The 24,571-nt window shown below is 71.7% G+C and carries 22 protein-coding genes; 21 read left to right on the top strand and 1 reads right to left on the bottom strand.

The window, feature by feature from the left end; genetic code table 11:
* Nucleotides 1-3: 3 nt before the first annotated feature.
* The 21 genes from topA to QN152_04445 all read left to right on the top strand — a co-directional run bounded on the left by topA (nucleotide 4) and on the right by QN152_04445 (nucleotide 23,875).
* Nucleotides 4-2,130 carry a type I DNA topoisomerase gene (gene topA / locus QN152_04545; protein MDR7538786.1) on the top strand — a complete coding sequence of 709 codons (2,127 nt, stop codon included), beginning with the start codon at nucleotides 4-6 and terminating at the stop codon, nucleotides 2,128-2,130.
* Nucleotides 2,131-2,384: 254 nt separating this feature from the next.
* Nucleotides 2,385-3,200, top strand: coding sequence for a 30S ribosomal protein S2 (rpsB, locus tag QN152_04540; GenBank protein MDR7538785.1), 816 nt, complete (start codon nucleotides 2,385-2,387; stop codon nucleotides 3,198-3,200).
* Nucleotides 3,197-3,718, top strand: a complete 522-nt coding sequence (locus tag QN152_04535; GenBank protein MDR7538784.1) for an elongation factor Ts — start codon at nucleotides 3,197-3,199, stop codon at nucleotides 3,716-3,718. The genes rpsB and QN152_04535 overlap by 4 nt, the downstream gene beginning before the upstream one ends.
* Before the next feature lie 11 nt (nucleotides 3,719-3,729).
* Nucleotides 3,730-4,464, top strand: coding sequence for a UMP kinase (pyrH, locus tag QN152_04530; GenBank protein MDR7538783.1), 735 nt, complete (start codon nucleotides 3,730-3,732; stop codon nucleotides 4,462-4,464).
* A 94-nt stretch (nucleotides 4,465-4,558) separates the two neighbouring features.
* Nucleotides 4,559-5,116 (top strand): ribosome recycling factor, encoded by a 558-nt coding sequence (gene frr / locus QN152_04525; GenBank protein ID MDR7538782.1) that lies wholly within the window; start codon nucleotides 4,559-4,561, stop codon nucleotides 5,114-5,116.
* Entirely contained in the window at nucleotides 5,113-5,352 is a 240-nt protein-coding gene (locus QN152_04520) for a hypothetical protein (GenBank protein MDR7538781.1), read from the top strand. Before frr ends, QN152_04520 begins: the two co-directional genes overlap by 4 nt.
* Entirely contained in the window at nucleotides 5,349-6,101 is a 753-nt protein-coding gene (locus tag QN152_04515; protein ID MDR7538780.1) for an isoprenyl transferase, read from the top strand. The genes QN152_04520 and QN152_04515 overlap by 4 nt, the downstream gene beginning before the upstream one ends.
* Complete coding sequence (locus QN152_04510) at nucleotides 6,091-6,906, top strand: phosphatidate cytidylyltransferase (protein MDR7538779.1); 816 nt, start codon at nucleotides 6,091-6,093, stop codon at nucleotides 6,904-6,906. The genes QN152_04515 and QN152_04510 overlap by 11 nt, the downstream gene beginning before the upstream one ends.
* Complete coding sequence (locus QN152_04505) at nucleotides 6,903-8,063, top strand: 1-deoxy-D-xylulose-5-phosphate reductoisomerase (GenBank protein MDR7538778.1); 1,161 nt, start codon at nucleotides 6,903-6,905, stop codon at nucleotides 8,061-8,063. The genes QN152_04510 and QN152_04505 overlap by 4 nt, the downstream gene beginning before the upstream one ends.
* A complete protein-coding gene (locus QN152_04500) occupies nucleotides 8,060-9,145 on the top strand; it encodes a M50 family metallopeptidase (protein ID MDR7538777.1) in 1,086 nt (361 codons plus the stop codon). The genes QN152_04505 and QN152_04500 overlap by 4 nt, the downstream gene beginning before the upstream one ends.
* Nucleotides 9,146-9,171: 26 nt before the next feature.
* Nucleotides 9,172-10,248: a flavodoxin-dependent (E)-4-hydroxy-3-methylbut-2-enyl-diphosphate synthase gene (ispG, locus tag QN152_04495; GenBank protein ID MDR7538776.1), complete on the top strand. Its 1,077-nt coding sequence runs from the start codon at nucleotides 9,172-9,174 to the stop codon at nucleotides 10,246-10,248.
* Nucleotides 10,245-10,910, top strand: a complete 666-nt coding sequence (locus QN152_04490; GenBank protein ID MDR7538775.1) for an MgtC/SapB family protein — start codon at nucleotides 10,245-10,247, stop codon at nucleotides 10,908-10,910. The genes ispG and QN152_04490 overlap by 4 nt, the downstream gene beginning before the upstream one ends.
* An 11-nt stretch (nucleotides 10,911-10,921) precedes the next feature.
* Entirely contained in the window at nucleotides 10,922-12,124 is a 1,203-nt protein-coding gene (locus QN152_04485) for a methionine adenosyltransferase (GenBank protein ID MDR7538774.1), read from the top strand.
* Nucleotides 12,090-13,223: a hypothetical protein gene (locus QN152_04480; GenBank protein MDR7538773.1), complete on the top strand. Its 1,134-nt coding sequence runs from the start codon at nucleotides 12,090-12,092 to the stop codon at nucleotides 13,221-13,223. Before QN152_04485 ends, QN152_04480 begins: the two co-directional genes overlap by 35 nt.
* Before the next feature lie 87 nt (nucleotides 13,224-13,310).
* Nucleotides 13,311-13,583 carry a zinc ribbon domain-containing protein gene (locus tag QN152_04475; GenBank protein ID MDR7538772.1) on the top strand — a complete coding sequence of 91 codons (273 nt, stop codon included), beginning with the start codon at nucleotides 13,311-13,313 and terminating at the stop codon, nucleotides 13,581-13,583.
* A gap of 67 nt (nucleotides 13,584-13,650) precedes the next feature.
* Complete coding sequence (locus QN152_04470) at nucleotides 13,651-15,303, top strand: hypothetical protein (GenBank protein MDR7538771.1); 1,653 nt, start codon at nucleotides 13,651-13,653, stop codon at nucleotides 15,301-15,303.
* Nucleotides 15,300-16,019: a hypothetical protein gene (locus QN152_04465; protein ID MDR7538770.1), complete on the top strand. Its 720-nt coding sequence runs from the start codon at nucleotides 15,300-15,302 to the stop codon at nucleotides 16,017-16,019. The genes QN152_04470 and QN152_04465 overlap by 4 nt, the downstream gene beginning before the upstream one ends.
* Nucleotides 16,016-17,566, top strand: coding sequence for a hypothetical protein (locus tag QN152_04460; protein ID MDR7538769.1), 1,551 nt, complete (start codon nucleotides 16,016-16,018; stop codon nucleotides 17,564-17,566). The genes QN152_04465 and QN152_04460 overlap by 4 nt, the downstream gene beginning before the upstream one ends.
* A gap of 11 nt (nucleotides 17,567-17,577) precedes the next feature.
* Nucleotides 17,578-18,564, top strand: coding sequence for an AAA family ATPase (locus tag QN152_04455; GenBank protein MDR7538768.1), 987 nt, complete (start codon nucleotides 17,578-17,580; stop codon nucleotides 18,562-18,564).
* Nucleotides 18,561-19,457 (top strand): DUF58 domain-containing protein, encoded by an 897-nt coding sequence (locus QN152_04450; protein MDR7538767.1) that lies wholly within the window; start codon nucleotides 18,561-18,563, stop codon nucleotides 19,455-19,457. The genes QN152_04455 and QN152_04450 overlap by 4 nt, the downstream gene beginning before the upstream one ends.
* On the top strand, nucleotides 19,457-23,875 hold the full coding sequence (locus QN152_04445; GenBank protein MDR7538766.1) for a VWA domain-containing protein: 4,419 nt from the start codon (nucleotides 19,457-19,459) through the stop codon (nucleotides 23,873-23,875). Before QN152_04450 ends, QN152_04445 begins: the two co-directional genes overlap by 1 nt.
* 98 nt (nucleotides 23,876-23,973) lie before the next feature.
* On the opposite strand, the gene QN152_04440 is transcribed toward QN152_04445, so the two are convergent.
* A complete protein-coding gene (locus QN152_04440; GenBank protein ID MDR7538765.1) occupies nucleotides 23,974-24,501 on the bottom strand; it encodes an HAD-IA family hydrolase in 528 nt (175 codons plus the stop codon).
* Nucleotides 24,502-24,571 lie beyond the last annotated feature (70 nt).

Raw genomic sequence — 24,571 nt, 5'->3', positions numbered from 1 at the left:
GAAATGGCTAAATCCCTGGTGGTCGTGGAATCGCCAACCAAGGCGCGGACGCTGCGCAAGCTCCTCTCCCGTAGCTACGACGTGGCTGCATCCATGGGGCACATCAAGGACCTGCCCAAGAGCCAGCTGGGCGTGGACGTGCAGCAGGATTTTGCCCCCAAGTACATCGTCATCAAGGGAAAGGGAGCGATCCTGAAGGCGCTGCGGGAAGCGGCGAAGAAGGCGGAGGCCGTCTATATGGCCACCGACCCCGACCGCGAGGGGGAGGCCATCTCCTGGCACCTGCAGGAGGTCCTCCGTCCTGTGAACGGGGCCATCCGGCGCATCGAGTTCCACGAGGTGACCAGGGAGGCGCTGCAGCGGGCGCTGGCCAGCCCGCGGGAGATCGACCGGAAACTGGTCAACGCGCAGCAGGCGCGGCGCATCCTGGACCGGCTCTTCGGCTACAAGCTCAGCCCGCTGCTGTGGCGCAAGGTCCGCGGCGGCCTCTCCGCCGGGCGCGTGCAGTCGGTAGCCGTGCGCCTGGTGGTGGATCGGGAGCGGGAGATCGCCCGCTTTGTGCCGGAGGAATACTGGACGGTGGACGGTCGCTTCACCCCCGAGGGGCTCGACGCCGCCTTCACCGCCCGGCTGGTCAGCCGCGACGGAACCAGGTTTGGCAGCCCGCAGGAGGAACGCGTCCACGTCATCCGCAGCGAGGCCGAGGCCACCCCCCTGGTGGAGGAGATCCGCCGCCAGTCCTACCACGTGCTGGAGGTCCGTCCCGGGGAACGGCAGCGCCATCCCTCACCGCCATTCACCACCAGCACGTTGCAGCAGGAGGCCAACCGCCGCCTGGGATTTACCGCGTCGCGCACCATGCGCCTGGCGCAGCAGCTCTACGAGGGCATCGATCTGGGCAAGGAGGGGACGGTCGGGCTGATCACCTACATGCGCACCGACTCGGTGCGGGTGGCCCCGGCCGCCCAGCAGGAGGCGCGCGAGTACATCCGCCGTACCTTCGGCGCCAGTTACCTGCCGCCCCGCCCCCGGCAGTACCGCTCCCGGCGCAGCGCGCAGGACGCCCACGAGGCCATCCGCCCCACGGCCACGTCCCGCACTCCGGCGCAGGTGAAACCCCACCTGCGCTGGGACCAGTTCCGTCTCTACGAGCTGATCTGGAAGCGCTTCGTGGCCAGCCAGATGGCTTCCGCGGTCATCGACACCCTGGTGGTGGACATCGGTGGCGGGCCGTTTCTCTTCCGCGCCACCGGCGCGCGCGTGCGCTTCCCCGGCTTCCTGGCGCTTTACCGTGAGGCGGCGGAGAACGGGGAGGAGAACGGGGAAGGGTGGCTGCCCGCCCTGGCCGCGGCCCAGCCTCTCCGCCTGCTGGCGGTCCAGCCCGGGCAGCACTTCACCCAGCCGCCCCCGCGCTACACCGAGGCCTCCCTGGTGCGCGCGCTGGAGGAGCTGGGCATCGGCCGCCCCAGCACCTACGCGCCCACGCTGGAGACCATCAAGTCACGTGGCTACGTGCACGTGGTGGAGCGGCGCCTCCAGCCCACCGATCTGGGCATGCTGGTGACGGACCTGCTGGTGGAACACTTCCCCGACATCGTCGACCTGAACTTCACCGCCCAGATGGAGGAGGAGCTGGACGAGATCGCCGAGGGGCGGCGCGACTGGGTCAAGGTGGTGAGGGAGTTCTACGCCCCGTTCGAGCGCGACCTGCAGCGAGCGGAGAAGCGCATCGTGGAAGTGGAGTTCCCCGAGGTGGAGACCGGAGAGGCCTGCCCGGAGTGCGGCCGGCCCCTGGTGCGCAAGCACGGCCGCTTCGGTGAGTTCATCGCCTGCTCCGGCTTTCCGGGGTGCCGCTACACGCGCCCTCTGGGCATCGGCGTCCCCTGCCCCCTGGATGGCGGAGAGATCGTGCAGCGGCGCAGCAAGCGGGGCCGCATCTTCTACGGCTGCGCCAACTACCCCACCTGTACCTTCGTCTCCTGGGACCGGCCCACCCACAGACGATGCCCGCGCGACGGCGGCGTACTGGTGGAAAAGCGTGGCCGCCGCGGTACGCACCTTAAGTGCCTCAACACCGGGTGCGGCTACACCGAGGCCCCCAAGGCCCCCGAGCCCGTCACCGCCAGCTGAATGGCCGCTCCCATCCCGCAGGCCGGTTGAGCGCAGGAGAGTTCGACCCGCATTTGAACAGGCTTTCGGCCCTGTGTTATACTCACGCCGACTCAGCGGTTCCGCCGGAGTGCAGGGGGGAAGGCGTGGCCTTGCCCCCCTCTTTGCCGCCCGGCGGGGCCAATCTGCACGTCGCCTGACGGTGGCGCGGGTGCCCGCTGTGGGTCGCGCAGCGGAGGAAGGTGGCGGAGGGATAACCACAGGGGAGGCATAACGTGCCGGTCGTGACCATGAAGCAACTGCTGGAGGCGGGGGTGCACTTCGGCCATCAGACCCGCCGCTGGAATCCCAAGATGGCCCGCTTCATCTTCACCCAGCGCAACGGTATCCACATCATCGACCTGCAGAAGTCGGTGCCGCTGATCGAGGAGGCCTACCGCTTCGTCCGTCAGACGGTAGCCGAGGGCGGCGAGGTCCTCTTCGTGGGGACCAAGAAGCAGGCCCAGGACGCCATCCGGGAGGAAGCCACCCGCGCCGGCCAGCCCTACGTGAACCAGCGCTGGCTGGGGGGGATGCTCACCAACTTCCAGACCATTCGCCGGCGCATCGAGCGCCTGCGGGAGATCGAGGACATGCGCGCCCGGGGGCTCTTTGACGTCCTGCCCAAGCGCGAGCAGACCCGCATCAGTGAGGAGTACGCCAAGCTGGAGAAGTTCCTCGGCGGCATCAAGACCATGAACCATCTGCCTGCCGCCGTCTACGTGGTGGACACGCGCAAGGAGCATATCGCCGTAGCCGAGGCGCGCAAGCTGGGCATCCCCCTGGTGGCCATCGTCGACACCAACTCCGACCCCGACGAGGTGGACTACCCCATTCCCGGCAACGACGACGCCATCCGCGCGGTGCGCCTGATCACCAACCGCATCGCCAATGCCGCGCTGGAGGGCCTGGAGGAGCGGCGCAAGCTGGAGGTGACGGAGGAGGAGCGGGAGGCAGTCCCCGTCCCTGCGGAGGTCGAGGAAGGGGTGCCGGAGTCGCTGGAGGAAGCCATCGGGGAGATTTTCCCCGTGGAAGTGGAGGAGGAGGTGTGAGCGGTTCTCCCGGGATCACCGTGGCGCAGGTGCGCGAGCTGCGAGCCCGCACCGGTGCGGGCGTTCTGGACTGTCGCCGTGCCCTGGAGGAGAGCGGGGGAGACCTGGAACGCGCCGCCGCGGTGCTCCGCGCCCGGGGCCTGGCCGCTGCGGCCAGGCGCGCCGGTCGCGAGACGTCGGAAGGAGTGGTGGAGGCGTACATCCACGCCGGCGGCCGGCTGGGTGCGCTCATCGAGTTGAACTGCGAGACCGACTTCGTCGCCCGCACCGAGGACTTCCGCCGCCTGGCCCGGGAGCTGGCCATGCAGGTGGCGGCCACAGATCCACGCTACCTCTCCCGGGAGGAGGTGCCGGAGGCAGAGCGGGACGACCCGCGGGTCAAGGAGTGGGTGCTGCTGGAGCAGCCGTACATCCGGGACGCCGGGCGCAGCGTGCAGGACCTCATCCGGGAGACGGTGGCCAAGGTGGGAGAGAACATCCAGGTGCGCCGCTTTGCCCGGTTCCGGGTGGGGGAGTAGCGGGGGGAGGGATGAGCGCGCAGAGGTCGGACTACCGACGCGTCCTCCTAAAGCTCAGTGGAGAGGCCCTGGCGGGTGGAGGCGCGGCCTCGCTGGACGCTGCGGTGTTGCGTCTGGTGGCCCAGGAGGTCAAGGAGGTCACCGCCCAGGGAGTACAGGTGGCCATCGTGGTCGGCGGCGGCAACTTCGTCCGCGGCGAGGAGGTGAGCCGCCGCCTGGGGATCCACGAGGTCACCGGGCACACCATGGGCATGCTGGCCACGGTGATCAATGCCCTGGCCCTGCAGGACGTCATGGAGGCGGAGGGTCTGGTCACCCGGGTGCTCACGGCGGTGGAGATGCGGCAGGTGGCGGAACCCTTCATCCGCCGCCGCGCCATCCGTCACCTGGAGAAGGGCCGGGTGGTTATCTTCGCCGGCGGTACCGGCAGTCCGTACTTCACCACGGACACCGCGGCGGCGCTGCGCGCCATCGAGGTGGAGGCGGATGCCCTGCTTATGGCCAAGCGTGGGGTCTCCGGGGTTTACGACAAGGACCCGCACCGCCATCCCGACGCCGTAATGTTCCGTCACCTGGACTACATGGACCTGCTCAATCGTGACCTGAAGGTCATGGACGCCACAGCGGTGGCCCTGTGCAAGGACAACCACCTGGACATCGTGGTCTTCGATATCACCCAGCCCGGCAACCTGAAGCGTGCCGTGCTGGGGGAGCCCATCGGCACGCTGGTGGGAGGCCGGCGGTGAGGGTGCCGGGCCAACCGGCGGGTGGGGCGCTGCCGGGGGTGTGGCCGTTGCGGGGAGCCCCGGGGATGTGGGCGGTGCGGCGCAGGCGGAACACATGATCGAGGACGTCATCAAGGACGCACGCACCAGGATGCAGAAGGCACTGGAGGCCACGCGGCGCGAGTTCGCCGCCATCCGCACCGGACGGGCCAACCCCGCCCTGCTGGAGCAGATCAAGGTGGACTACTACGGGGTGCCCACGCCGGTGAACCAGCTGGCCACGATCACGGTGCCGGAGCCGCGCCTGCTGCTGGTGGCCCCCTGGGACAAGAAGATCGTCAAGGACGTGGAGCGGGCCATCCTCAAGAGCGAGCTGGGTCTGGTACCCAGCAGCGACGGCGTCGTCATCCGCATCCCTATCCCCACGCTAACGGAGGAGCGTCGCCGCGATCTGGTCAAGGTGGTCCGGCGGCATGCCGAGGAAGGGCGCGTGGCCGTGCGCAACATCCGCCGTGAGGCCAAAGAGATGATCGAGGAGCTGGAGGACGAAGGCGAGGTGTCCGAGGACGACGCCCGGCGCGCCCTGGAGGAGCTGCAGAGCCTGACCGACGAGTTCATCACCGCCGTGGACAAGGCGCTGGCTGCCAAGGAACGGGAGATTATGGAGCTGTGAGCGCGCAGGCCCCCGCCGCGCCGGACGTGCTGGCCCTGCCCCTGCAGGAGGCGCAGGCGCAGCTCGCCGCTGCTGGCTACGAGGTCGACATCACCGAGACCCGCCCTCCTGGGCGGGTAGTCGGGCAGGGCCCGCTGCGCGTGATCCGCGAGCAGGAGGCGGGCGGCCGGGTGCGGCTGGTGGTGACCCACGAGCGGTACGAGCGTATTGCTCCCCCACCGGCCCCGCCTCCATGAAGGCACCTGAGCGCCCCCCCGCGCTCCCGGAGATCGACCTCACCCGCGTCCCCCGACACGTGGCCATTATCATGGATGGCAACGGCCGCTGGGCCAGGGAGCGCGGCCTGCCGCGTCTGGAGGGGCACCGCGCCGGGCGGGAGGCGGTGCGGCGGACGCTGGAGGCCTGCCGCGACCTGGGCATTGGCTACCTCACCCTGTATGCCTTCTCCACGGAGAACTGGCGGCGCCCCAGCGATGAGGTGGCCGGGTTGATGGAGCTGCTGCAGGAGTCCGTGGTTGCCGAGGCGGAGGAGCTCATGCGGCACGGCATCCGCCTGCGCATCTCCGGCGACCTGGACCGGCTGCCGCCGCAGGTGGCCGCGCCGCTGCGCGAGGTCGTGGCCCGCACCCGGGGAAACGACCGCCTGGTGCTGAACTTCGCCCTGAACTACGGCGGACGGGCCGAGCTTCTGCATGCGGTGCGCCGCCTGGCGAGGGAGGTGGCCAACGGGTTGCTGTCTCCGGAGGCCATCGACGATGCCCGCTTTGCCCGCTATCTCTACACCGAGGGGCTGCCCGAACCCGACCTGCTCATCCGCACGGGAGGGGAGCAGCGGATCAGCAACTTCCTCCTCTGGCAGATCGCCTACACGGAGCTGTACTTCTGCGACATCTACTGGCCCGACTTCTCCGTGGCCGATTTCTATGCGGCGGTGGCGGCCTACCAGCAGCGGCAGCGTCGTTTCGGAGGCCTCGATGATGGTTGAGGTCCGGCCGGTGGCCGCTGGCGGGACCGCGCGCCGAGCGCTCACGGTCGCCCTGGGCATCCCCCTGGTTCTGCTTCCGCTCTACCTGGGCGGCTGGGCCTGGACCGCGCTGCTTGTGGCTCTGGCCCTCTTGGGGGCCCGGGAATGGATCGGTCTGGCCCGGGCATCCGGGCTGGCTCCGGCGGCGTCGCTCGTCCTGGGTGGGACGCTGCTGCTTTACGGCTGCGCGGTCTTCCGGCCCCAGCTGCTGTCGGGAGCGGGGGCCGGGCTGGCAGGAGCGGCCCTGGCCGCGCAGATTCTCCCGGCGGGCCGGCCGCAGGCTGCGGCCAACGCCGGGATCACTCTGCTTGGCCCGGTGTACCTTTCCCTCTTTGCCGCCCTGGACCTGCTCCGCCGCCTGCCCGGAGGGCTGGCCTGGACGCTCCTGGTAGTGGTCTCGGTGTGGGTGGCCGACTCTGCGGCCTACTTTGGCGGACGGGCCCTGGGCCGCCACCCCCTGGCCCCGGCCATCAGTCCGGCGAAGACCTGGGAGGGTGCAGCAAGCGGCGAGCTGGGCGGTGTGGCCGCGGCGCTGGTAACGGCTGCTCTGGCCGGGCTTCCCCTCATTACGGCGGCAGCGGTGGGCGCGCTCGCGGGGACGGTGGGGCTGCTGGGAGACCTGGCCGAGTCGGCGCTGAAGCGGGCGGCCGGCCTAAAGGACAGCGGCGCACTGCTGCCGGGGCACGGCGGGGTCCTGGACCGCTTCGACGCCATGCTCTTCGTCGCCCCCGTCGTCTACGCGCTGCTGGTCTCGGTGCTGCGGTGAGACGGCTGGTCCTGCTGGGATCCACCGGGTCCATCGGGCGGGCCACCCTGGAGGTCGTCGACCACCTGGGCGACGTCCAGGTGGTAGGGCTGGCCGCGCGGCGCAACGTGGAGGGTCTGGCGGCGCAGGTGGCGCGCTACCGTCCCCAGGCTGTGGCTGTGGAGGATGTCGCCTCGGCCCACCGCCTGCGCGGCCTGCTGCCCGCGGGAACGGCGCTGCTGGCAGGGCCGGAGGCCATCGCCGAGCTGGCCGCCCACCCCGCGGCGGACATGGTGCTGGTGGCGGTGGTGGGCATTGCCGGTCTGGTCCCCACGCTGGCCGCGCTGCGCGCGGGGAAGGACGTCGCCCTGGCCACCAAGGAGGCCCTGGTGGCCGGCGGTAGCCTGGTGATGGCGCAGGCACGGGCGCGCGGGGCGGCGCTGCTGCCGGTAGACAGCGAGCACAGCGCCATCTTCCAGTGCCTGCAGGGGGTGTCGCGGGAAGCGGTGCGGCGCATCATCCTCACCGCGTCCGGCGGACCGTTCCTGCACCGGCCGCTGGAGACGCTGGGCGAGGCCACGCCGGAGGAAGCGCTGGCCCACCCCACCTGGAAGATGGGCCCGAAGGTAACGGTGGACTCGGCTACGCTGATGAACAAGGGCCTGGAGGTCATCGAGGCCCGCTGGCTGTTCGACCTGCCGCCAGAGCGGATCGATGTGGTCATCCACCCGCAGAGCCTGGTGCACGGGATGGTGGAGCTGGTGGATGGGTCGGTGCTGGCGCAGATCGCCGCGCCGGACATGCGGCTGCCCATCCAGCTGGCCCTGACCTTTCCCGAGCGGCGCTCCTCTCCCCTGCGCCCACTGGCCTGGGAGCGGGGAGGGGGCGTGACCATGACCTTTACGCCACCCCCGCCGGAGCGCTATCCTTGCCTGGCCCTGGCCCGGGAGGCGCTGCAGGCCGGGGGAACGGCCCCGGCGGTGGTTAATGCGGCCAACGAGGTGGTGGTGCGCCTGTTCCTGGAGCGGCGCATCTCCTTCGGCGAGATCCCCCGGCTGCTGCGCCGCACACTGGATGCCCACCGCGTGGTCGCCGACCCCACGCTGGAGGATGTGCTTGCCGCCGACGCCTGGGCGCGGGAGACCGTCACCCGCTTTGGGGCCGAGGTGCGTAGATGACCGACCTGCCCGCAGCGCTCTCCAGCGGCGGATGGCTGCTGGTCACCATCGTGGCGTTTGGGGCCATGATCCTGGTCCACGAGCTGGGTCACTTCCTGGTGGCGAAGCGCGCGGGCGTGGTCATCCACACCTTCGCCCTGGGCTTCGGCCCGCGGCTCTTCGCCACGCAGCGAGGCCAGACCACTTACGCGGTCAACCTGATACCCTTCGGCGGGTATGTGCGCATGGCCGGAGAAGACTTCGCCGAGGAGGAGCCCGGGGAGGGCTCCTTCCGGGCGCAGCCGGTGGGGGTGCGCATGGCCATCGTTGCCGCCGGACCGCTGATGAACCTGGCGCTGGCGGCCGTGCTCCTGGCGGTGATCGCCGCCACCTTCGGGGTTCCTACAGGGATCACCAACCGCGTCGGCATGCTGGTACCCATCTGCGGCCAGCCCCAGGGCGCCGCTCCGCCCGCCCCCTGCCCGGCGACACAGGTGGGGCTGGCGCCGGGGGACGCCATCGTGGCCATCAACGGCCGGCCCACGCCCAGCGGGCAGGAGGTGGTGGAGACCATCCACCGCAGTCCGGGGCGACAGCTCGTCCTCACGGTGGAACGGCAGGGGCGGCGCTTCGACGTGACGGTCACCCCCCGGCTGGATGCGGCGCGCCGCATCGGGCTCATCGGGTTTGCTCCGGAGATCGTCCGCCGGCGCTACAGCCCCCCGGCCGCGCTGGCCTGGGGGGTGCAGCGCACGGGGGAGTTCGCTGTCGGCTTCGTCGGGGCCATCAGGAACCTGGTGCGTGAGGGGACGCTGCTGCGCCACCTGGGCGGCCCGGTAGCGGCGGGCCGGGCGCTGGTCGAGGCCGGACGCAGCGGGGGGGAGAACTTCTTTTATGTGGCGGCGTCGCTCTCCATCATCATCGGCCTGTTCAACCTGATTCCCATTCCGGCGCTGGACGGGGGGCGCTTCGCCTTCCTCCTGGTGGAGGCAGTGCGGCGCCGTCCGGTGGACCCGCGCCGCGAAGGCTACGTCCACCTGGTGGGCTTTGTCCTCCTATTCCTCCTGCTGATATTCTTGACGGTGCAGGACATCCAGCGATGATCGAGACCCCGGCGCGCGCAGTGACCCTGCGCACCGAGACCCGGCCGGTCCGCGTGGGCCGGGTGACCATCGGCGGCGGCGCCCCCATCGCCGTCCAGTCCATGACCACTAGCGACACGCGCGATGTGGGCGCCACGCTGGCCCAGATCTACCAGCTGGCGGCGGAAGGGTGCGAGATCGTCCGCCTGGCGGTGCCCGACCGGGAGGCGGCGGCCGCCCTGCGGGAGATCGTGCCGCGCAGCCCCACGCCTGTCGTCGCCGACATCCACTTCGACTACCGTCTGGCGCTACTGGCCCTGGAGGCGGGTGTGCACAAACTGCGGCTCAACCCGGGGAATATCGGCAGCCGGGAGCGGACGCGTCTCGTGGCCCGCGCCGCCCAGGAGCGGGGCGTGCCTATCCGCATCGGGGCCAACATCGGATCGCTCTCCAAGGCCACGCTGCGCCACTTCGGCCCCACCGCGGAAGCCCTGGTGGAGAGTGCCCTGGAGGACGTCAGGGTGCTGGAGGACCTGGGCTTCACCGACCTGGTCATCTCCGTGAAAGCCTCCGAGGTGCCCATGGCCATCGCCGCCTACACCCTGCTCAGCACTCGCGTGCGCTATCCGCTGCACGTGGGCATCACCGAGGCGGGGACGCTGGGGCCGGGGACGGTGAAGTCCGCCGTGGGCATCGGCGCCATCCTGGCCCGGGGCATCGGCGACACCATCCGCGTCTCCCTGGCGGCGGACCCGGTGGAGGAGGTGCGGGTGGCTTACCAGATTCTCTCCAGCCTGGGCCTGCGCCAGCGCGGCGTCCAGCTGGTGGCCTGTCCCTCCTGCGGCCGGGCGGAGGTGGACATCATTGCCATCGCCCAGGAGGTGGAGCGGCGCCTGGCGCAGATCCGATCGCCGGTGAAGGTGGCGGTGATGGGCTGCGCCGTCAACGGCCCGGGGGAGGCCCGTCTGGCCGACCTGGGCATCGCCTGCGGTCGGGGGATGGGACTGCTCTTCCGCGACGGCCGCATCGTGGCCAGCCTGCCGGAGGAGCGGCTGGTGGACGCGCTGATGGAGCACGTGGCCGCCGTCGCCCGGGAGAAGTACGGGGAGGAGGCGGATCCGTGACAGACTTCGCCGCCGCTGGCATCGTGGAGATCCTGGTGCGCCTGGTCCTGGCGCTGGTCCTAGGCGCGCTCATCGGCCTGGAGCGGGAGAGCGTGGAGAAGCCGGCGGGCCTGCGCACGCACACGCTGGTCACCCTGGGGGCGGCGCTGTTCACCCTCATCTCCAAGGAGGGGTTCTTCGGCTCCGGCGCCGACCCGGCGCGCATCGCCAGCAACATTGTGGTGGGCATCGGCTTCCTGGGCGCGGGGACCATCTGGCGCAGCGGCGTCACCGTGACCGGCCTGACCACGGCGGCCACCCTGTGGACCTCTGCGGCCATCGGCACGGCCGTGGGCGCCGGTTTCTACCTGGGAGCGGTGGTGGCCACGGCGCTGGTGGTGATCATCCTCATCCCGTTCAAGGCCCTGGAGCGCCACCTGCCCCGCCGCGGTCTGGCCACCGTGGAGCTGCTGCTGGTGGACCGTCCGGGGCAGCTGGGGAAGATCGGCACGGTGCTGGGGGCGCACAACGTGAACATCGAGAACGTGGAGATGTCCGAACGCCTGGACGAGCACGTGCACATCTCGCTGGCCGTCCGCCTACCCGCCCGCCTCTCCCGCGACGACGTGCTGGTGGCGTTGAGCGATGTGGACGGGGTGGTGCAGGTGCGCTGGAAGGAGTAGGGGGAACCGCCGTGGGCAGCACCAGCGTGGAGTTTCTCAGCGGGAAGCCGGTCTCCGAGCACGAGGTGGAAATCGTGGAGCGCAAAGGGGTCGGCCATCCGGACTCCATCTGCGACGCCATCATGGAGCGGGTCTCCATCGCCCTGAGCCGGGAGTACCTGCAGCGGTTCGGGTCCATCCTGCACCACAACATCGACAAGGCGCTGCTGGTGGCCGGGGCCGCCGATGTGGCCTTCGGCGGGGGGCGGGTCACCGAGCCCATGCGCCTGATCTTTGGTGACCGGGCCACGGCCGTGGTGAACGGCGAGCGCGTCCCGGTCGAGGAGATCGCCATCAACACGGCCAGGGTCTGGTTCCGGGAGCACCTGCGCTTTGTGGACCCCGAGCGCGATGTGATCTACGACGTGCAGATCAAGCCGGGCTCCCCCGAGCTGGTGGACATCTTCCAGCGGGAGACCCCTTGCGCCAACGACACCTCGGCGGCGGTGGGCTACGCGCCCCTGACCCAGACCGAGGAAATCGTCCGCCGCGTGGAGCAGTTGATGAACTCCCGCACCTTCAAGGAAGACTTCCCCGAAGCGGGGGAGGACATCAAGATCATGGGGTTCCGCCAGGGGCGGGAGCTGAACTTGACAGCGGCGGTAGCCTTCGTCGACCGCTTCATCCCCGACGAGGCCACATACTTCCGCCGCAAGAAGGAGATGCACGACGCCGTGCACGACTTCGTCCTGCAGCAGTCCACCTTTGACAACATCACCCTGGATATCAACACCCTGGACCGGCCCGGCCGGGGGCTGGGCGGGGTCTACCTCACCGTCACCGGAACCTCCGCGGAGAGCGGCGACTCCGGGCAGATCGGCCGGGGCAACAAGGTCAACGGCGTGATCGCCCTGAACCGGCCCATGGGCACCGAGGCGGCTGCGGGGAAGAACCCCGTCTCGCACGTGGGGAAGATTTACACCATCATGACCCACCAGGTGGCGGCGCGCATCTACGAGGAGGTCCCCGGGGTGCGGGAGGTTTACGTGTGGATGCTAAGCCAGATCGGCGCGCCCATCGACAGGCCCAAGATCGCCGCGGCGCAGATCATTCCGGCACGGGGTGCGCGCAAGAGCGTGCTGCGGCGACGGACCCTGGAGATCCTGGAGCGGGAGCTGGCCAACATCACCTTCCTGACCCGTGAGCTGGCCGAAGGGCGCTACCCCGTCGTCTGAGCGGCGCGGCGGCGCATGGCGTGCGGCGCTGGCCGCGGGACTGGCGGCGCTGCTGCTGGTGGCCTGCCAGGTGCGCCGCGGCCCGGCTCCGGTGAGCGTGGCCCTGCTGCGCATTGGCCCGCCAGTGCGTCTCACCGACCGGGCGGCGCTCAGCCCGGCCGCCTGGTCGCCTGACGGGCGGGCGCTGGCTTACGCCGACGGGCGGGGGCTGTGGATCGTCTCCCTCCAGGGGAAGGAGCGCAAGGTCACCGCCGTGGGGGTGGCCACCCAGGTGGCCTGGTCCCGGCCCACAGGCCTGCTGGCCTACATCGACCGCGGCCAGGTCTTCGTGGTTCACCCTGAGAGGGGAACGCGGCGACGCCTCGTCCTGCCGGGGGAGGGTGCGGTGCTGGCCACGCACCTGGCGTGGGCGCCGGGCAGCGACGAGCTGGCGGTAGCGGCGCGGGTGGGGGAGGGCCCGGGGCGCAGCGAGGTGTGGCTGATCAGCGCCGACGGGCGGATGCGTCGTCAGGTCCTGCCCGGTCTGGGACCGGGTGGGGAGATCCCGCAGGGCCTGGCGGTGGAGGCGCTGCAGTGGTTTCCGGACAGCCTCTTCCTCTTCATCGGGCTGGGCCCCGAAGGGGGCGGCGTCAGTCGCCTGCTGCGCTGGCGCATCCGCTACCCGGACCGGCGAGTGCTCCCCCAGCCCTTCCCCCGGATCTTCTGGCCGCAGCTTGCTCCCGACGGCGTGCGCATTGCCTTCGCCGCCGCCGACCCCGCGGCATCCTCCGTCCTGCACGCCTGGGCGGCGCGCGCCGACGGCCGCGGGGCGCCGCGCCGTCTCAGCCCGGAGGCTGGACGGATCACCGGCCTGGCCTGGGCGCCGACGTCCGACAAGGTGGCCTACGCCCGCGTGCTCGATGAGGCACGCGGCGAGATCTGGCTGGCCGATGTGGACGGCGGCGGCCGGGTGCGCGCCGCGGAGTTCCGCGCGGAGTTTCCCGACCCCGGTCTGCCCCTGGTGGTGCGCTGGTCGGGAGACGGCCGCCACCTGGCCTACGGCAGCAACAGCGGCAGCTACACCGGGCCGGTGTGGGTCATCCGCCTGGAACGACGCTAGCTCGGGGCAAATTGACAGGCCGGCGGGTACGTCCATAATAGATAAAAGGTTACCGGTCGATGTCCGACCTGCTGGAGTGCGGTTGCCATGCCGATCTACGAGTACCGATGCATTGCGCACGGTCACCAGTTCGACCTACATCAGCCCGTGGGCGCCGAGCCGCCGAGCTGTCCAGTCTGCGGCAGCCCCACGCGCAAGGTCTACAGCTCGGTCGGCCTCATCTTCAAGGGGCCAGGGTTCCACGTGACCGACTACCGCCGCCCCGGCGGTAGTGATGGACCCGGCACGACCGCAGAGGGCAAGGCTACCGCGGGCGAAACCAGGAGGCCCGGCGGCTCGGGCGACTCCTCCACCACCTGACGCACGGTCCACCCCGCCGCGGGCCGGCCGCCTGCGCGGGATCTGTCTGGCCCTGCCGGCGGCGCTCGTGCTGCTGGGTGGCAGCGCCTACCGATCTGCCGCGGCGGGACAGCTTCCCGGAGCTCCCTTTGGGATCGGCGCCGACATCCGCGTCGGCTACGGAGGCTACGTCGTCCCAGACGTCTGGATCCCGGTGGCGCTGCGCCTGCGCAGCGATCGCGAGATCTCCGGACAGGTAGAGGTGGTGACGGAGCGGCTGCGCCCGGCCAGCCGGGAGCGCGTCCGGGTGCCGGTGCACCTCCTGCCCGGCGTTCCTCTTCGCGTGACCGTGCCGGCGGTGGTGCGTGATCCGCGCGCGCCCATCACCGTTCGCCTCCTGGAGCAGGAGGCGGTCAGCGCATCATGGCAGGTGGCCATCCCTCCGGGGCGACTGGCGGACGCGGTGGTGCTGGCGCTCACCGCCCGGCCGGTGAGCCTGCAGCACCTGCTGGACCCGGGCGGTCGCCTGCGGGTTGCCTACATCGGTGAGGAAGATCTGCCGGCGCGCTGGCAGCTCTACGAGGGAGTCGCCGCCGTGGTCATCCGCGACCTGGCGGACCACCGGCTGGTACCCGCGCAGGTGGAGGCGCTGGCCGGGTGGGTGGCCAGCGGCGGAAGGGTGCTCATCGCCGCCTCTCCGGCAGAGCTGGCGGCACACCCGTCGCTGCGGCCGTTTCTCGCCGCCGCGACGCTGCCCCCGGCCTTTCCCGGCGCGCCGGAAACGGTTTATGGGTGGGGCCGGGGCCGGGTTACCGTGCTCCCCTTCGACCCTTTCCGCTCTTACCTGCCGCCGGAGGAGGCCGCCGCCTGGATGCGCCTGCTGCGGGCCCCGCGGCCTCCGGCTTTTGTGGAGGCCCGCTCCCTCCTGGCGGTGCTGCCGGACCGTGCGGGCGCCACCCGCTGGCAGCAGGGGATGGTGGTTCTGGTGCTGGTCCTGTACCTGGCCCTTCTTGGCACCCTCCTGCGCTGGCTGCAGGGAGGCAGGGCCGGCAGGCTCCTGGCCGCGGTGCTGCTGCTGGGGATAACGGTGGTGATGTCCGTCCTGAACCTGGCAGCGCGCCGCTCCGCCGTTGCCTTCGTGCAGGGAGCAGTGGCGCTGGCGCTGCCGGACCGACAGGCGGCTCTGGTGGAGTCGGTGGGACGGGTGCTCCTGCCGCGACGGGGCACCTTCTCCCTGCGCGCGGAGCCAGAGGTGCTGGCCCGACCGCTGGCGGGCGCCGAGACGAGCCTGCTGCTGGACCAGATGGTACGATTTGAGGGGACGGCTCAGGTGCTGCCAGTGCATGCGGCCGCACTGGTTCCGCTGCCGGCCCGCGGGTCCTACCGGGAGGGCGCGGAGGGAGTGGAGGTTCAGTTTGAGAACCGCAGCGGCCGTCGCCTGCGCGACCCCGTGGTTTTCCTGGGCGGCCGCATCCAGCCCGTGCCGCCTCCGGACCCGGAAGTCCGCGCGCTCCTCTCCCCCCTGCGCTGGCGCGAGCCGCCGGCGGACGGTGGGCGGGACCTCCACGCCCGCCTGCGGGCCTGGACTTTCAGCCGGCTGCGCAGCGATGCTATACTCAGCCCAACCGTGTACCTGGTGGCGTGGCTGGACGACGACCGCGGCCTCCTGCGGCGGCCCGGACGTGCGGCGGCCCCGCTGCTCCTCGTCGTCCCTCTCAGCCGGGCAGAGAGCGTCCCGTGACCTTTAACCCTGTCACCCGCGGCGACCTCCGGTGGCGCCTCGCCTCCCCGAAGATCCTCTGGGCGCTTCGCGTCTACCTGGCCGCCCTTGGCCTCTTCGTCCTGGTCTCCCTGCCTCCGGAGGGCGGCCGGCTGGCGGGGATGGCACCCGGCCAGGTGCTGCAGGTCGGGCTCGTCCTGCAGCTGGTCTGCGTGGTGTACCTGACCTCCGCGCTGGCCGTAGGTGAGATCGGGGTGCAGGGAGAGAAGCAGATCCTGGACCTGGCGCTGACCTCGTTTTCCCCACGGACCATCGCCCTGGGGAAGCTGTGGACCTCCGCTCTGACGGCGGGCGGGCTGGTGGCCGTCTCGGTGCCGCTGTGGGCGCTGGTTGCCCCACCTCAACTGGAGGCGGTCTTGGCTCTGGGCCGGGCGATGGTGGCGATGGTGCCGGTAGCGTTGTTGCCCGCGGCGGCAGGAGCCTGGTTGACCGCGGCGGTTTCCTCGGATCTGGCGCGCACGGTGGTGCACTGGGTGATCCTCCTTCTCCTGTTCCTGGCCACCCGCTGGCTGACGGAGCCGCTCGCCGTGCTCAGTCCGGTGTGGCTGCTTGGGGCCGCGCATCGCGGTCTGCCGCACTGGCCACTGGCGCTGCTGCCCTATGCAGCGGGTGCCGCCGCAGCAGCGGGCCTGGCAGCCAGGACGGTCGGGAGCGTGCGCAAGGCGGGGGCCCCATGACACCGCTGCCGCGCGACCTCCTGCGCCTGCTTCACCGCGCCGCCCGCGCCCTGGCCTGGAGCCGGGCGCGGGCCTGGGCGGTCCGGGGGATGACCCTCGCCGCCGCCGTCTCCCTGGTCTGGACGCTGGCCGGCCTGGTGGTCCCGCTTCCTCTGCCGCCGTTGCTCATCCTGGTGGGTGGGCTGGCCGCCTCCCTGCTGGCCGCCCTGCTGCGCGGCTTCCTCCCGGCGGGGGGCCTGCTGCCCGCCGCACAGGTCGCCGACGCCGAGCTACGCCTGCGGGAGAGGTTGAGCACCGCGTTCGAGCTGGCCACGGGTCGCCTGCGCCCCACCGCGCTGACCGGGGAAGTCATGCGCGACGCGGCGGCGCGGGCGCGGGACGCGCTTCCCGGACTGCGGCTGCGGCTGGGCTGGCCCGCCGGAACGCGCCGCGCCCTCCTGGCCGTGGGCCTGGCCGCGCTGGCCGCGGGCTTCCTCCCCGGATTCACCCTTCCGGCCACCCCGGCGCGGGAGACGGCCGTGCGGATCAGGCAAGAGGGACGGTGGCTGCAGCGGGTGGCGGGGCAGCTGGAGCAGCGCGCCCGCGCCGAGCGGGCGCCGCAGGCCCGTCGTATAGCCCCCGAGGTGCATGACCTGGCCCAGCAACTCCTGCGGCAGCGCCTGGATCGGCGCGGCGCCCTCGCCCGCATCGCCGCGCTGGAGCGGCGGCTGGAGGCGACACGTCGCCAGGTCGGCCAGCGGATCGGTGAGGCCATCACCTCCCAGACCCCGGGGGCGCCCCCCCAGTCGCTGTTCCGGCCGGGAGCCACCCTGGAGCAGACGATTCGGGAGCTGCGGGAGCTGGCGGCGCGGCTGAGCCAGATGCCGGAGGGGGAAGGGCGGGAGGACCTCCTGCAGCGGCTGGGAGAGCTTGCCCGCTCTGCGGAGGCACAACTGCCGGCGCAGGCCCGCCAGGCGCTGGAGGAGGCGCGCCGCCAGACCGAGGCGGGAGATGCCGCCGCAGGCCAGCGGGCGCTGGCGGAGGCCATCGCGCAGATGGACGCGCTGCGGGCGCTGATGGCGGATGAATCGGTGCTGCAGATGGCGGAGCAGGAGCTGGAGCGGTCTGCCCTGCGCATCGCCCAGGGCGCCGGGCCGGAGCCGGCCGAGGAGGCGCAGCAGACCCCGGTGCAGACCCCACCGGCTGGCCCGACCGCACGCCGCCTGCAGGAGCAGGAGGAGGCGACCGCCCTCGCGCCCCCGCCCCAGGGACCCAATGAGGGGTCCGCGCCCGGACAGGGGACGTTGGGGAAGAAACTCGGGCCCCAGACGCCGCGGCTGGATGCCCCTGGAGAGCGCTCGCGCGTGGTCGGGCAGGAGGGCGAGGGGCAGCTGCAGACCGCGGAACTCCTCGGCCCCGGACGGAAGGTGCCCGTCCGCGCGCCACTGCTGCGCCTCTCTCCGCAGGCGGCACGCCGGGCGGATGAGGCCATGGCGGCGGCGCGCATTCCCGCCGGGTTGCGCGAGGTGGTGCGGCGCTACTTCCTCCTGCTGGCCGAGCGGCGCTAGGGGGGACGAAGGTGGATCCTCAGGAGTTCCGGCAGGCCTTTCGCCGGCTGAAGGCCGAAATCCAGAAGGTGATCGTCGGCTACGAGACGCTGATCGAGGAGGTGCTGACGGCACTCATCGCCGGAGGGCACGTGCTGCTGGAGGGCGTGCCCGGCCTGGGGAAGACTCTGCTGGTGAAGACGCTGGCCCAGGCCCTGGACCTGCGCTATTCCCGCATCCAGTTCACACCGGACCTGATGCCTGCGGACATCATCGGGACCAACGTGGTCATGCAGGACGAGGCGGGCCGGCGCTTCTTCGAGTTCCAGCGCGGCCCCATCTTCTCGCAGATCGTCCTGGCCGATGAGATCAACCGGGCCACGCCCAAGACCCAGTCCGCGCTGCTGGAGGCGATGCAGGAGCACGCGGTGACCGCGGTAGGGGTGCACTACCCGCTGGAAGAGCCCTTCTTCGTCCTGGCCACGCAGAACCCCATCGAGATGGAGGGGACCTACCCGCTGCCCGAGGCGCAGGTGGACCGGTTCCTGTTCAAGCTGCGCCTCCCCTTTCCCGCGCTGGACGACCTGGTGAAGATCATGGAACGCACCACCGGGCCGCAGCTGCCGGCGGTGCAGCCGGTGGCCTCTGGCGCCACCATCCTGGCCATGCAGGCTCTGGCCCGGGAGGTGGCGGTGGCCACGCACGTCAAGGACTATGTGGCCCGCCTCATCCGGGCCACGCACCCCGAGGCCGAGGGGGCGGCCTCCCAGGCCAGGCGCTTCGTACGCTACGGCGCCAGCCCGCGCGGGGCGCTGGCGCTGCTGCTGGCGGCCAAGGTGCGGGCCCTGTTGCAGGAGCGGGCCAACGTGGCCTTCGAGGATCTGCGCGCCGTAGCCCTGCCGGCACTGCGTCACCGGATCATCCTCAACTTCGAGGGGGAGGCGGAGGGGATTGACCCCGATGACGTGGTGCGCAACGTGCTGGAGGAAACTCCGGAGCTGGTGCGGGTGCGCCGGTGAGTGAGCCGCTGCTGCTCGACCCCCATTTCCTCAGCCGGCTGGAAACCCTCAGCCTGCGCACCCGCCGCATCGTGCGCAGCGGGATGCGAGGAGAGCGGCGCTCCGCCACCCTGGGGCGGGGGGTCGAGTTCGCGGACTACCGCGGCTACCAGCCCGGCGACGACTATCGCTACGTCGACTGGAATATCTTCTCCCGCCTGGACCGCCTCTTCGTCAAGCTGTTCAGCGAGGAGGAGGAGATCAACGTGCACCTGCTGGTGGATCGGTCCAGGTCCATGGGGTTTCCTCCCGGTCCTGCCGCTCCGTCCAAGCTGCGCTACGCGGCCCAGGTGGCGGCGGCCATCGGCACCATCGGCCTGGTGAACATGGACCGGGTGAGCGCGGCGGCCTTCGACCGCCAGGTTGGGGACGCCTTCGGCCCGGCCCGCGGCCGCTCCCAGACCTTCCAGCTCTTCCGCTTCCTCAGCGGGCTGGAGCCGGGCGGGGGCAGCGACCTGGCGGCGGTGATGCGCGAGTACGTGCACCAGACGCGACGACGGGGCCTGCTGGTTCTGCTCTCCGACCTGCTGATGGCGGAAGGCGTCGAGGAGGGGTTGAAGCTGGCCCGCGCCCGCCACTTCGACCTGTTCGTTCTGCACATCCTCAGCGAGGAGGACCTGGCCCCGCCGCTGGCCGGAGAGCTGCGCCTGATCGACTGCGAGACCGGACGGGCCGTAGAGGTGACCGCTGACGGCGCCGCCCTGAGGGCGTTCGCCCGCGCCCGCGACCGCTACCTCTCCGGTCTGGAGCAGTTCTGCCTGCGCCACGGCATCGACTACCTGCGGGCCACCACCGCCGTTCCCCTGGCAGACCTGATCCTGCGCTACCTGCGGGTGGGAGGGTTGATCACCTGATGCCGGCCTTCGCCGTGCCGCAGGCCCTCTGGCTGCTCCTGGCGCTGCCGTTGATCATCCTGCTGCACATGCTGCGGGCGCGTCGCGTGCCGCACACCGTGAGCAGCACCCTGCTGTGGGAACGCACCACCCGGGACCTGGTGGTGCGCCTGCCCGTGCGCCGTCTGGAGCGCAGCCTGCTGCTTTTGCTGCAGCTGCTGGCGGTGACCCTGCTGGCCCTGGCCCTGGCCCGCCCGGTGGTGTCCATCCCCGGCGTCGCCGGGGATGCGCTGGTTCTCGTTTTCGACACCTCGCGCAGCATGCAGGCGTATGACGCCGGGGAACGGGAGCCGCTCGGCCGCTTCGCCGCGGCACGGCAGGCCGCGCTGCGGCTGGTGGAGGGCGCCGCGGGCCTGCCGGTGATGGTGCTGGAGGCGGGTGCAGCGCCGCGCGTGGTCCTGGACTTCACCGCGGATCCGGCGATGGTGCGCCGCGCCATCCTCCGGCTGGCCCCGGGGGACGGGCGCTGCGACCTGGAGGCCGCCGTACGTGCGGCGGTGGCGCAGCGCCTGCGCGGCCGCGCACCGCAGGTAGTGGTCTACACCGACACTCCCGGTCCCCGCCTGCCGCGGGTGACCTACCGCACCTTTGGTCGCCCCTCGGAGAACCTGGCGCTGGTACGGATGGCAGCCAGCACCAGCGGCACGGGTCGCCCGGTGCTCCTGACCGCGGTGCGGAATTTCGGCAGCACCGACCGGCGTACCACCGTGCACGTGGCCTGGCCGGACGGCACAGAAAACACAGCCCCGCTGCTCGTCCCCGCCGGGGAGGTGGCGGTACGGGTATGGCCGGTGCGGGGAGAAGGGGTGGCCCGCGTGCGCCTGGAGGCCAGAGACGTCCTCCCTGCCGACGACCGGGGAGAAGTTGTGGTGGGCCGGGCGGCCCTACCGCGGGTACTCCTGGTCTCCCCCGGGAACCCCTTCCTGGAGGCCGCGCTGCAGGTGCTGCCTGTGCGTGCCGTCGGGCGCGCCGCTCGCCCCGACCCCGCGGCCTGGCCGGCCTACGATGTAGTGGTCCTCGACCGCGTGGACGTGCGGACCCTGCCGCCGGGCCGCTACCTGATCGCGGGCAGCGTGCCGGAGACGCTGCCGCTGGATGTGGAGGCCCCCACCCCCGGTGTCTCCGTCCTGCGCACCGTCCCCACGCACCCACTCCTGCGGATGGCGGACCTGACCGGTATCCGGACCGAAGAAGCCCTCACCCTTCGGCCGCGGGGCGGGACGGTGCTGGCGGAGGGGAGCGTGCCCCTGCTCTGGGTCCTGGAGCGGCCCGAGCTGCGGGTGGTGCTGCTACCTTTCGACCTGCTCCGCTCCGACCTGCCTGCCCATCCGGCGTTTCCCATCCTCATGGCCAACATCCTGGAGTGGCTGGCTCCGCTGCCCACCGTAGAGGCGGGGACGACGGCCGTGCTGCCGGCTGCCGCTGCCCCGGCCTCACTGGTGGACCCCTCGGGCCGGGTGCTGCCCGTGATGGCGCGCGGCGGCGTCCTGGCCCTGCCCAGGCTGGACCGCGCCGGAGTGTATGTACTGCGCACCGGGTCCCGGGAGCAGCCGATCGCCGTAGTCGCGCCTCCGCAGGAGTCGGACCTGCGCCAGGTGGGGCCTTCCCTGGGTCAGGCGGCTGACGGGGAAGTCCGTCAGCAGGAGCTGTGGTGGGTCCTGCTGCTGCTTGCCCTGGGTGTCCTGCTGGCCGAGGGGGTCCTCTGGCTGCGGTCCCGGCCTCCCTGGCCGCGGCGTCGCCCACCCCTGCGGCACGAGCTCCCCGTGTTGCGGCTACTGGCGCTGGGGCTACTCCTTTTGGCCCTGGCCGGGCTGGAGATCGCCCGCGGTGGCGCAGACCTAGCCGTGGTCTTCGCCCTCGACCTCTCCGACAGCGTCCCCGTGGCCGAGCGGCAGCGGGCGCTGGACCTGGCGCGCACGGCGGTGGCCGAGCGAGGACCGGGGCACCGTTTCGGCCTCGTCATCTTCGGCGCGGAAGCCACCATCGCCGAGGGCCTGACCGACCTCCCCCGGCTGGCTCCGGGGGCCAGGCCACCGGGGCACCGCACCGACATCGGGGCGGCCATCCGCACCGCGCTGGGCCTGCTGCCTCCCTCCGGGGCGCGCCGCATCGTTTTGATGAGCGACGGCCGGGACACCGCTGGCAGCGCCTCCGAGGCGGCGGCGCTGGCCGCCACTGCAGGGGTGGACGTGGCGGTCGTTCCCCTGGGTGCCGGCGCGGCGGTGGACGCACGCATCGACACACTGCAGACCCCGGCAGAAGTGCGGTCGGGCGAGCGGTTCGAGGTGCGGGTCTGGGTCGAGACGTCCGAACCGGCCTCGGGCGTCTTCCGCCTCTTCCTCGGCGGGCGCCAGGTATGGCAGGAGGTGGTGCGCCTTCCGCCGGGCCGGAGCCTGCTCCGGGTCCCCCAGCAGGCGGCGGACCCGGGCGCGCTTATCTACGAGGCGCGCCTGGAGGTCGCGCCCGACGACCTGGTGGAGAACAACCGGGGCTTCGCCGTCGTCCAGGTGGTGGGCGTCCCGGCAGTTGTCTACGCCGCCCGCGAGCCCGGTCCGTTGCTGCGGTGGCTGCGCGCGCAGGGCCTGGAGGTGCGGGAGACCCTCCCCGAGGCGCTGCCGGCGGACGCGGCGGCCTACGCCGGCACTCCTGTGGTGGTCCTGGACGATGTCCCGGCGACGGTGCTCTCCCCGGCGCAGATGCGCGCCCTGCGGGAGTACGTCTCTGTCCTGGGCGGCGGACTGGTGGTCGCAGGCGGCCCGCACACCTTCGGCCCCGGTGGGTACGCCGCCACCGACCTGGAAGCGACCCTTCCCCTATCTATGGATGTGCGCCATCGAGTGGCCATCCCCTCAGTGGCCGTGGTGCTGGTGATCGACGCCTCCGGGAGCATGGGCAGCTTCGGTCCCGAGATCGCCAAGGTGGAGCTGGCGAAGGAGGCGGCGCAGTCGGTCATCGACCTGCTGGGTGACCGCGACCTGATCGGCGTGGTTGCCTTCGACCAGGCCCCGCACTGGCTGGCGCGGCCCACGGAGGCACGACAGCGGGAGCAGATCCTGGGCCAGGTCTCGCGGATCACCGCCGGCGGCGGGACCAACCTCTATCCGGCGCTGCTGGAAGCGGAGCAGGTGCTACGGCAGGTTCAGGCCAAGGTCAAGCACGTCATTGTCCTCTCTGACGGGCAGACCGACCCGGGCGATTTCCAGCGGCTGGTCGCACGGATGGCGCGGGAGAAGATCACCCTCTCCAGCGTGGCCGTCGGCAATGACGCCGACCAGGAGTTCATGCGGGACCTGGCGGCGTGGGGAAGGGGCCGCTACTACTTCACCCGCGACCTCTATACCATCCCCCAGATTGTCACCGCCGAGGCGGTCCTGGCCACGCGTGCCTACCTGATCGAAGAGCAGTTCCGCCCGCTGATCTCGCCCGCCTCGCCGCTGCTGCGTGGCCTGGCCCCGCCGCCGCTGGGAGGCTATGTGGCCACGGCGCCCAAACCCTCGGCGACGCTGCATGCCCTGACCCCGCAGCAGGATCCCCTTCTGGCCTCCTGGCAGTTCGGGCTGGGCCGTGTCGTGGCCTTTACCTCGGACGCGCGCCCGCGCTGGGCTGCCCGCTGGCTCTCCTGGCCTGACGTTGCCATCTTCTGGTCGCGCCTGGTGCGCTGGGCGGTGGCCCCTCCCTCCGGGGAGCTCGAGGTGCAGGCGCAGGTGGAGGGGGATGTGGTGCACGTAGTGCTGGACGCCCGAGACCGCGCCGGCACCCTGCTCACCGACCTGGAGGCGCGGGCGCAGGTCGTCGGCCGTGGGGCGCCCGCCTCACTGGAGCAGACCGCGCCGGGACGATACGAGGGCCGTCTGATGGTGGAGGGACCGGGAGGATACCTGGTCACGGTGGAGGCGCGGAGGCAGGGACGCCTGGTGGGCGTCGGGCGAACCCCTGTTGCTGTCTCCTCCCCGCCCGAGCTGGCCGCCCCCGGAGCCGGCGGCGGCGTCCTCTCCCGTCTGGTGGAGGCGGCGGGGGCGCGAGTGGTTGCTACTCCCGCCGAGATCCTGGCGCCGCCATCTGGCGGCGGGAAGCGGCGCGTGCCGGCCTGGCCTCCCCTGGCGGGAGCGGCCCTGGGGCTCTTCCTGGCCGAAGTGACGCTGCGTCGCCTCCCGGTTATCCGCGAGGTGGGGGGGCGAGGCGTGGCCGCGGTACTGGCATGGCTGCGCCAGGCGCCTCCGCCTCCGGGGGATGCGGACCGCGAGTACGAGGCGGCCGACCAGTGGCTTCTGGCACGGGGCCAGCCGGAGGCCAGCGAGGACATGGAGCGGGCGGCCCGTCTCTACATCGCCCGCCTGCGTCAGCTCCAGGAGTCCGACAGATCCAAGGAGCGGCGTTGACGCGGCTCGGCCCGGGCCGAGTTGCGCCGGCGGTGCAGAGCCGTGACGACTGCAGAAGTCCCGCCCGGCCGGAATGGACGCGGGGCGGTTCCGTCTGCCTACTCCCGTCCCGGGAAGATCGAAAGCAGTTCGCTTGGGGTCTGCGGCAGCCAGTCCGGCCCGGCCGCCCGCAGCAGTTCCGGCGCCACCGTCCCCCACAGCGCGCCGGATGTCCGCATCCCCGCAGCTTTGCCGGCAGATACGTCCACTCCTCCGTCACCGACCATCACACTCAGTGCCGGAGGCACCCCCTGCCGCTCTGCGGCCAGGAGCCGGGGGGCGGGATCGGGCTTGGACACTGGTGCATCCTCCTCGCAGACCACCACGGGAAAGTGCCGCTCCAGGCCCAGCGTGCGCAGGGTGCACAGGGCCGCGGTGCGCCGCTTGGAGGTGACCACGCCCAGGGCGATGCCGCGCGCCTCCAGGCCGGCCAGCGTCCACCCGGACCTGATCTCCTCCCACGTGGGCCTGATGCCCTCTTCCCGGAGGACCTGGACGATTGCCTCCCGGATGGCGGCCCCGGTGTCGGCCAGAGTGCCATCGATGTCGAAGAGGCAGGCCACGAGCGCCGTCTGTGCTCCTCCCATCTGGCTATCGGTTATCGGGTGCTCCCCCGGACCGCCGTACGACCGGTTCCTCGGCGGGTGGCAGGCCATT

The organism is Armatimonadota bacterium (assembly GCA_031459715.1).
Taxonomy (GTDB): domain Bacteria; phylum Sysuimicrobiota; class Sysuimicrobiia; order Sysuimicrobiales; family Humicultoraceae; genus Humicultor; species Humicultor tengchongensis.
This window is presented reverse-complemented; position numbering and strand designations above follow the sequence as displayed.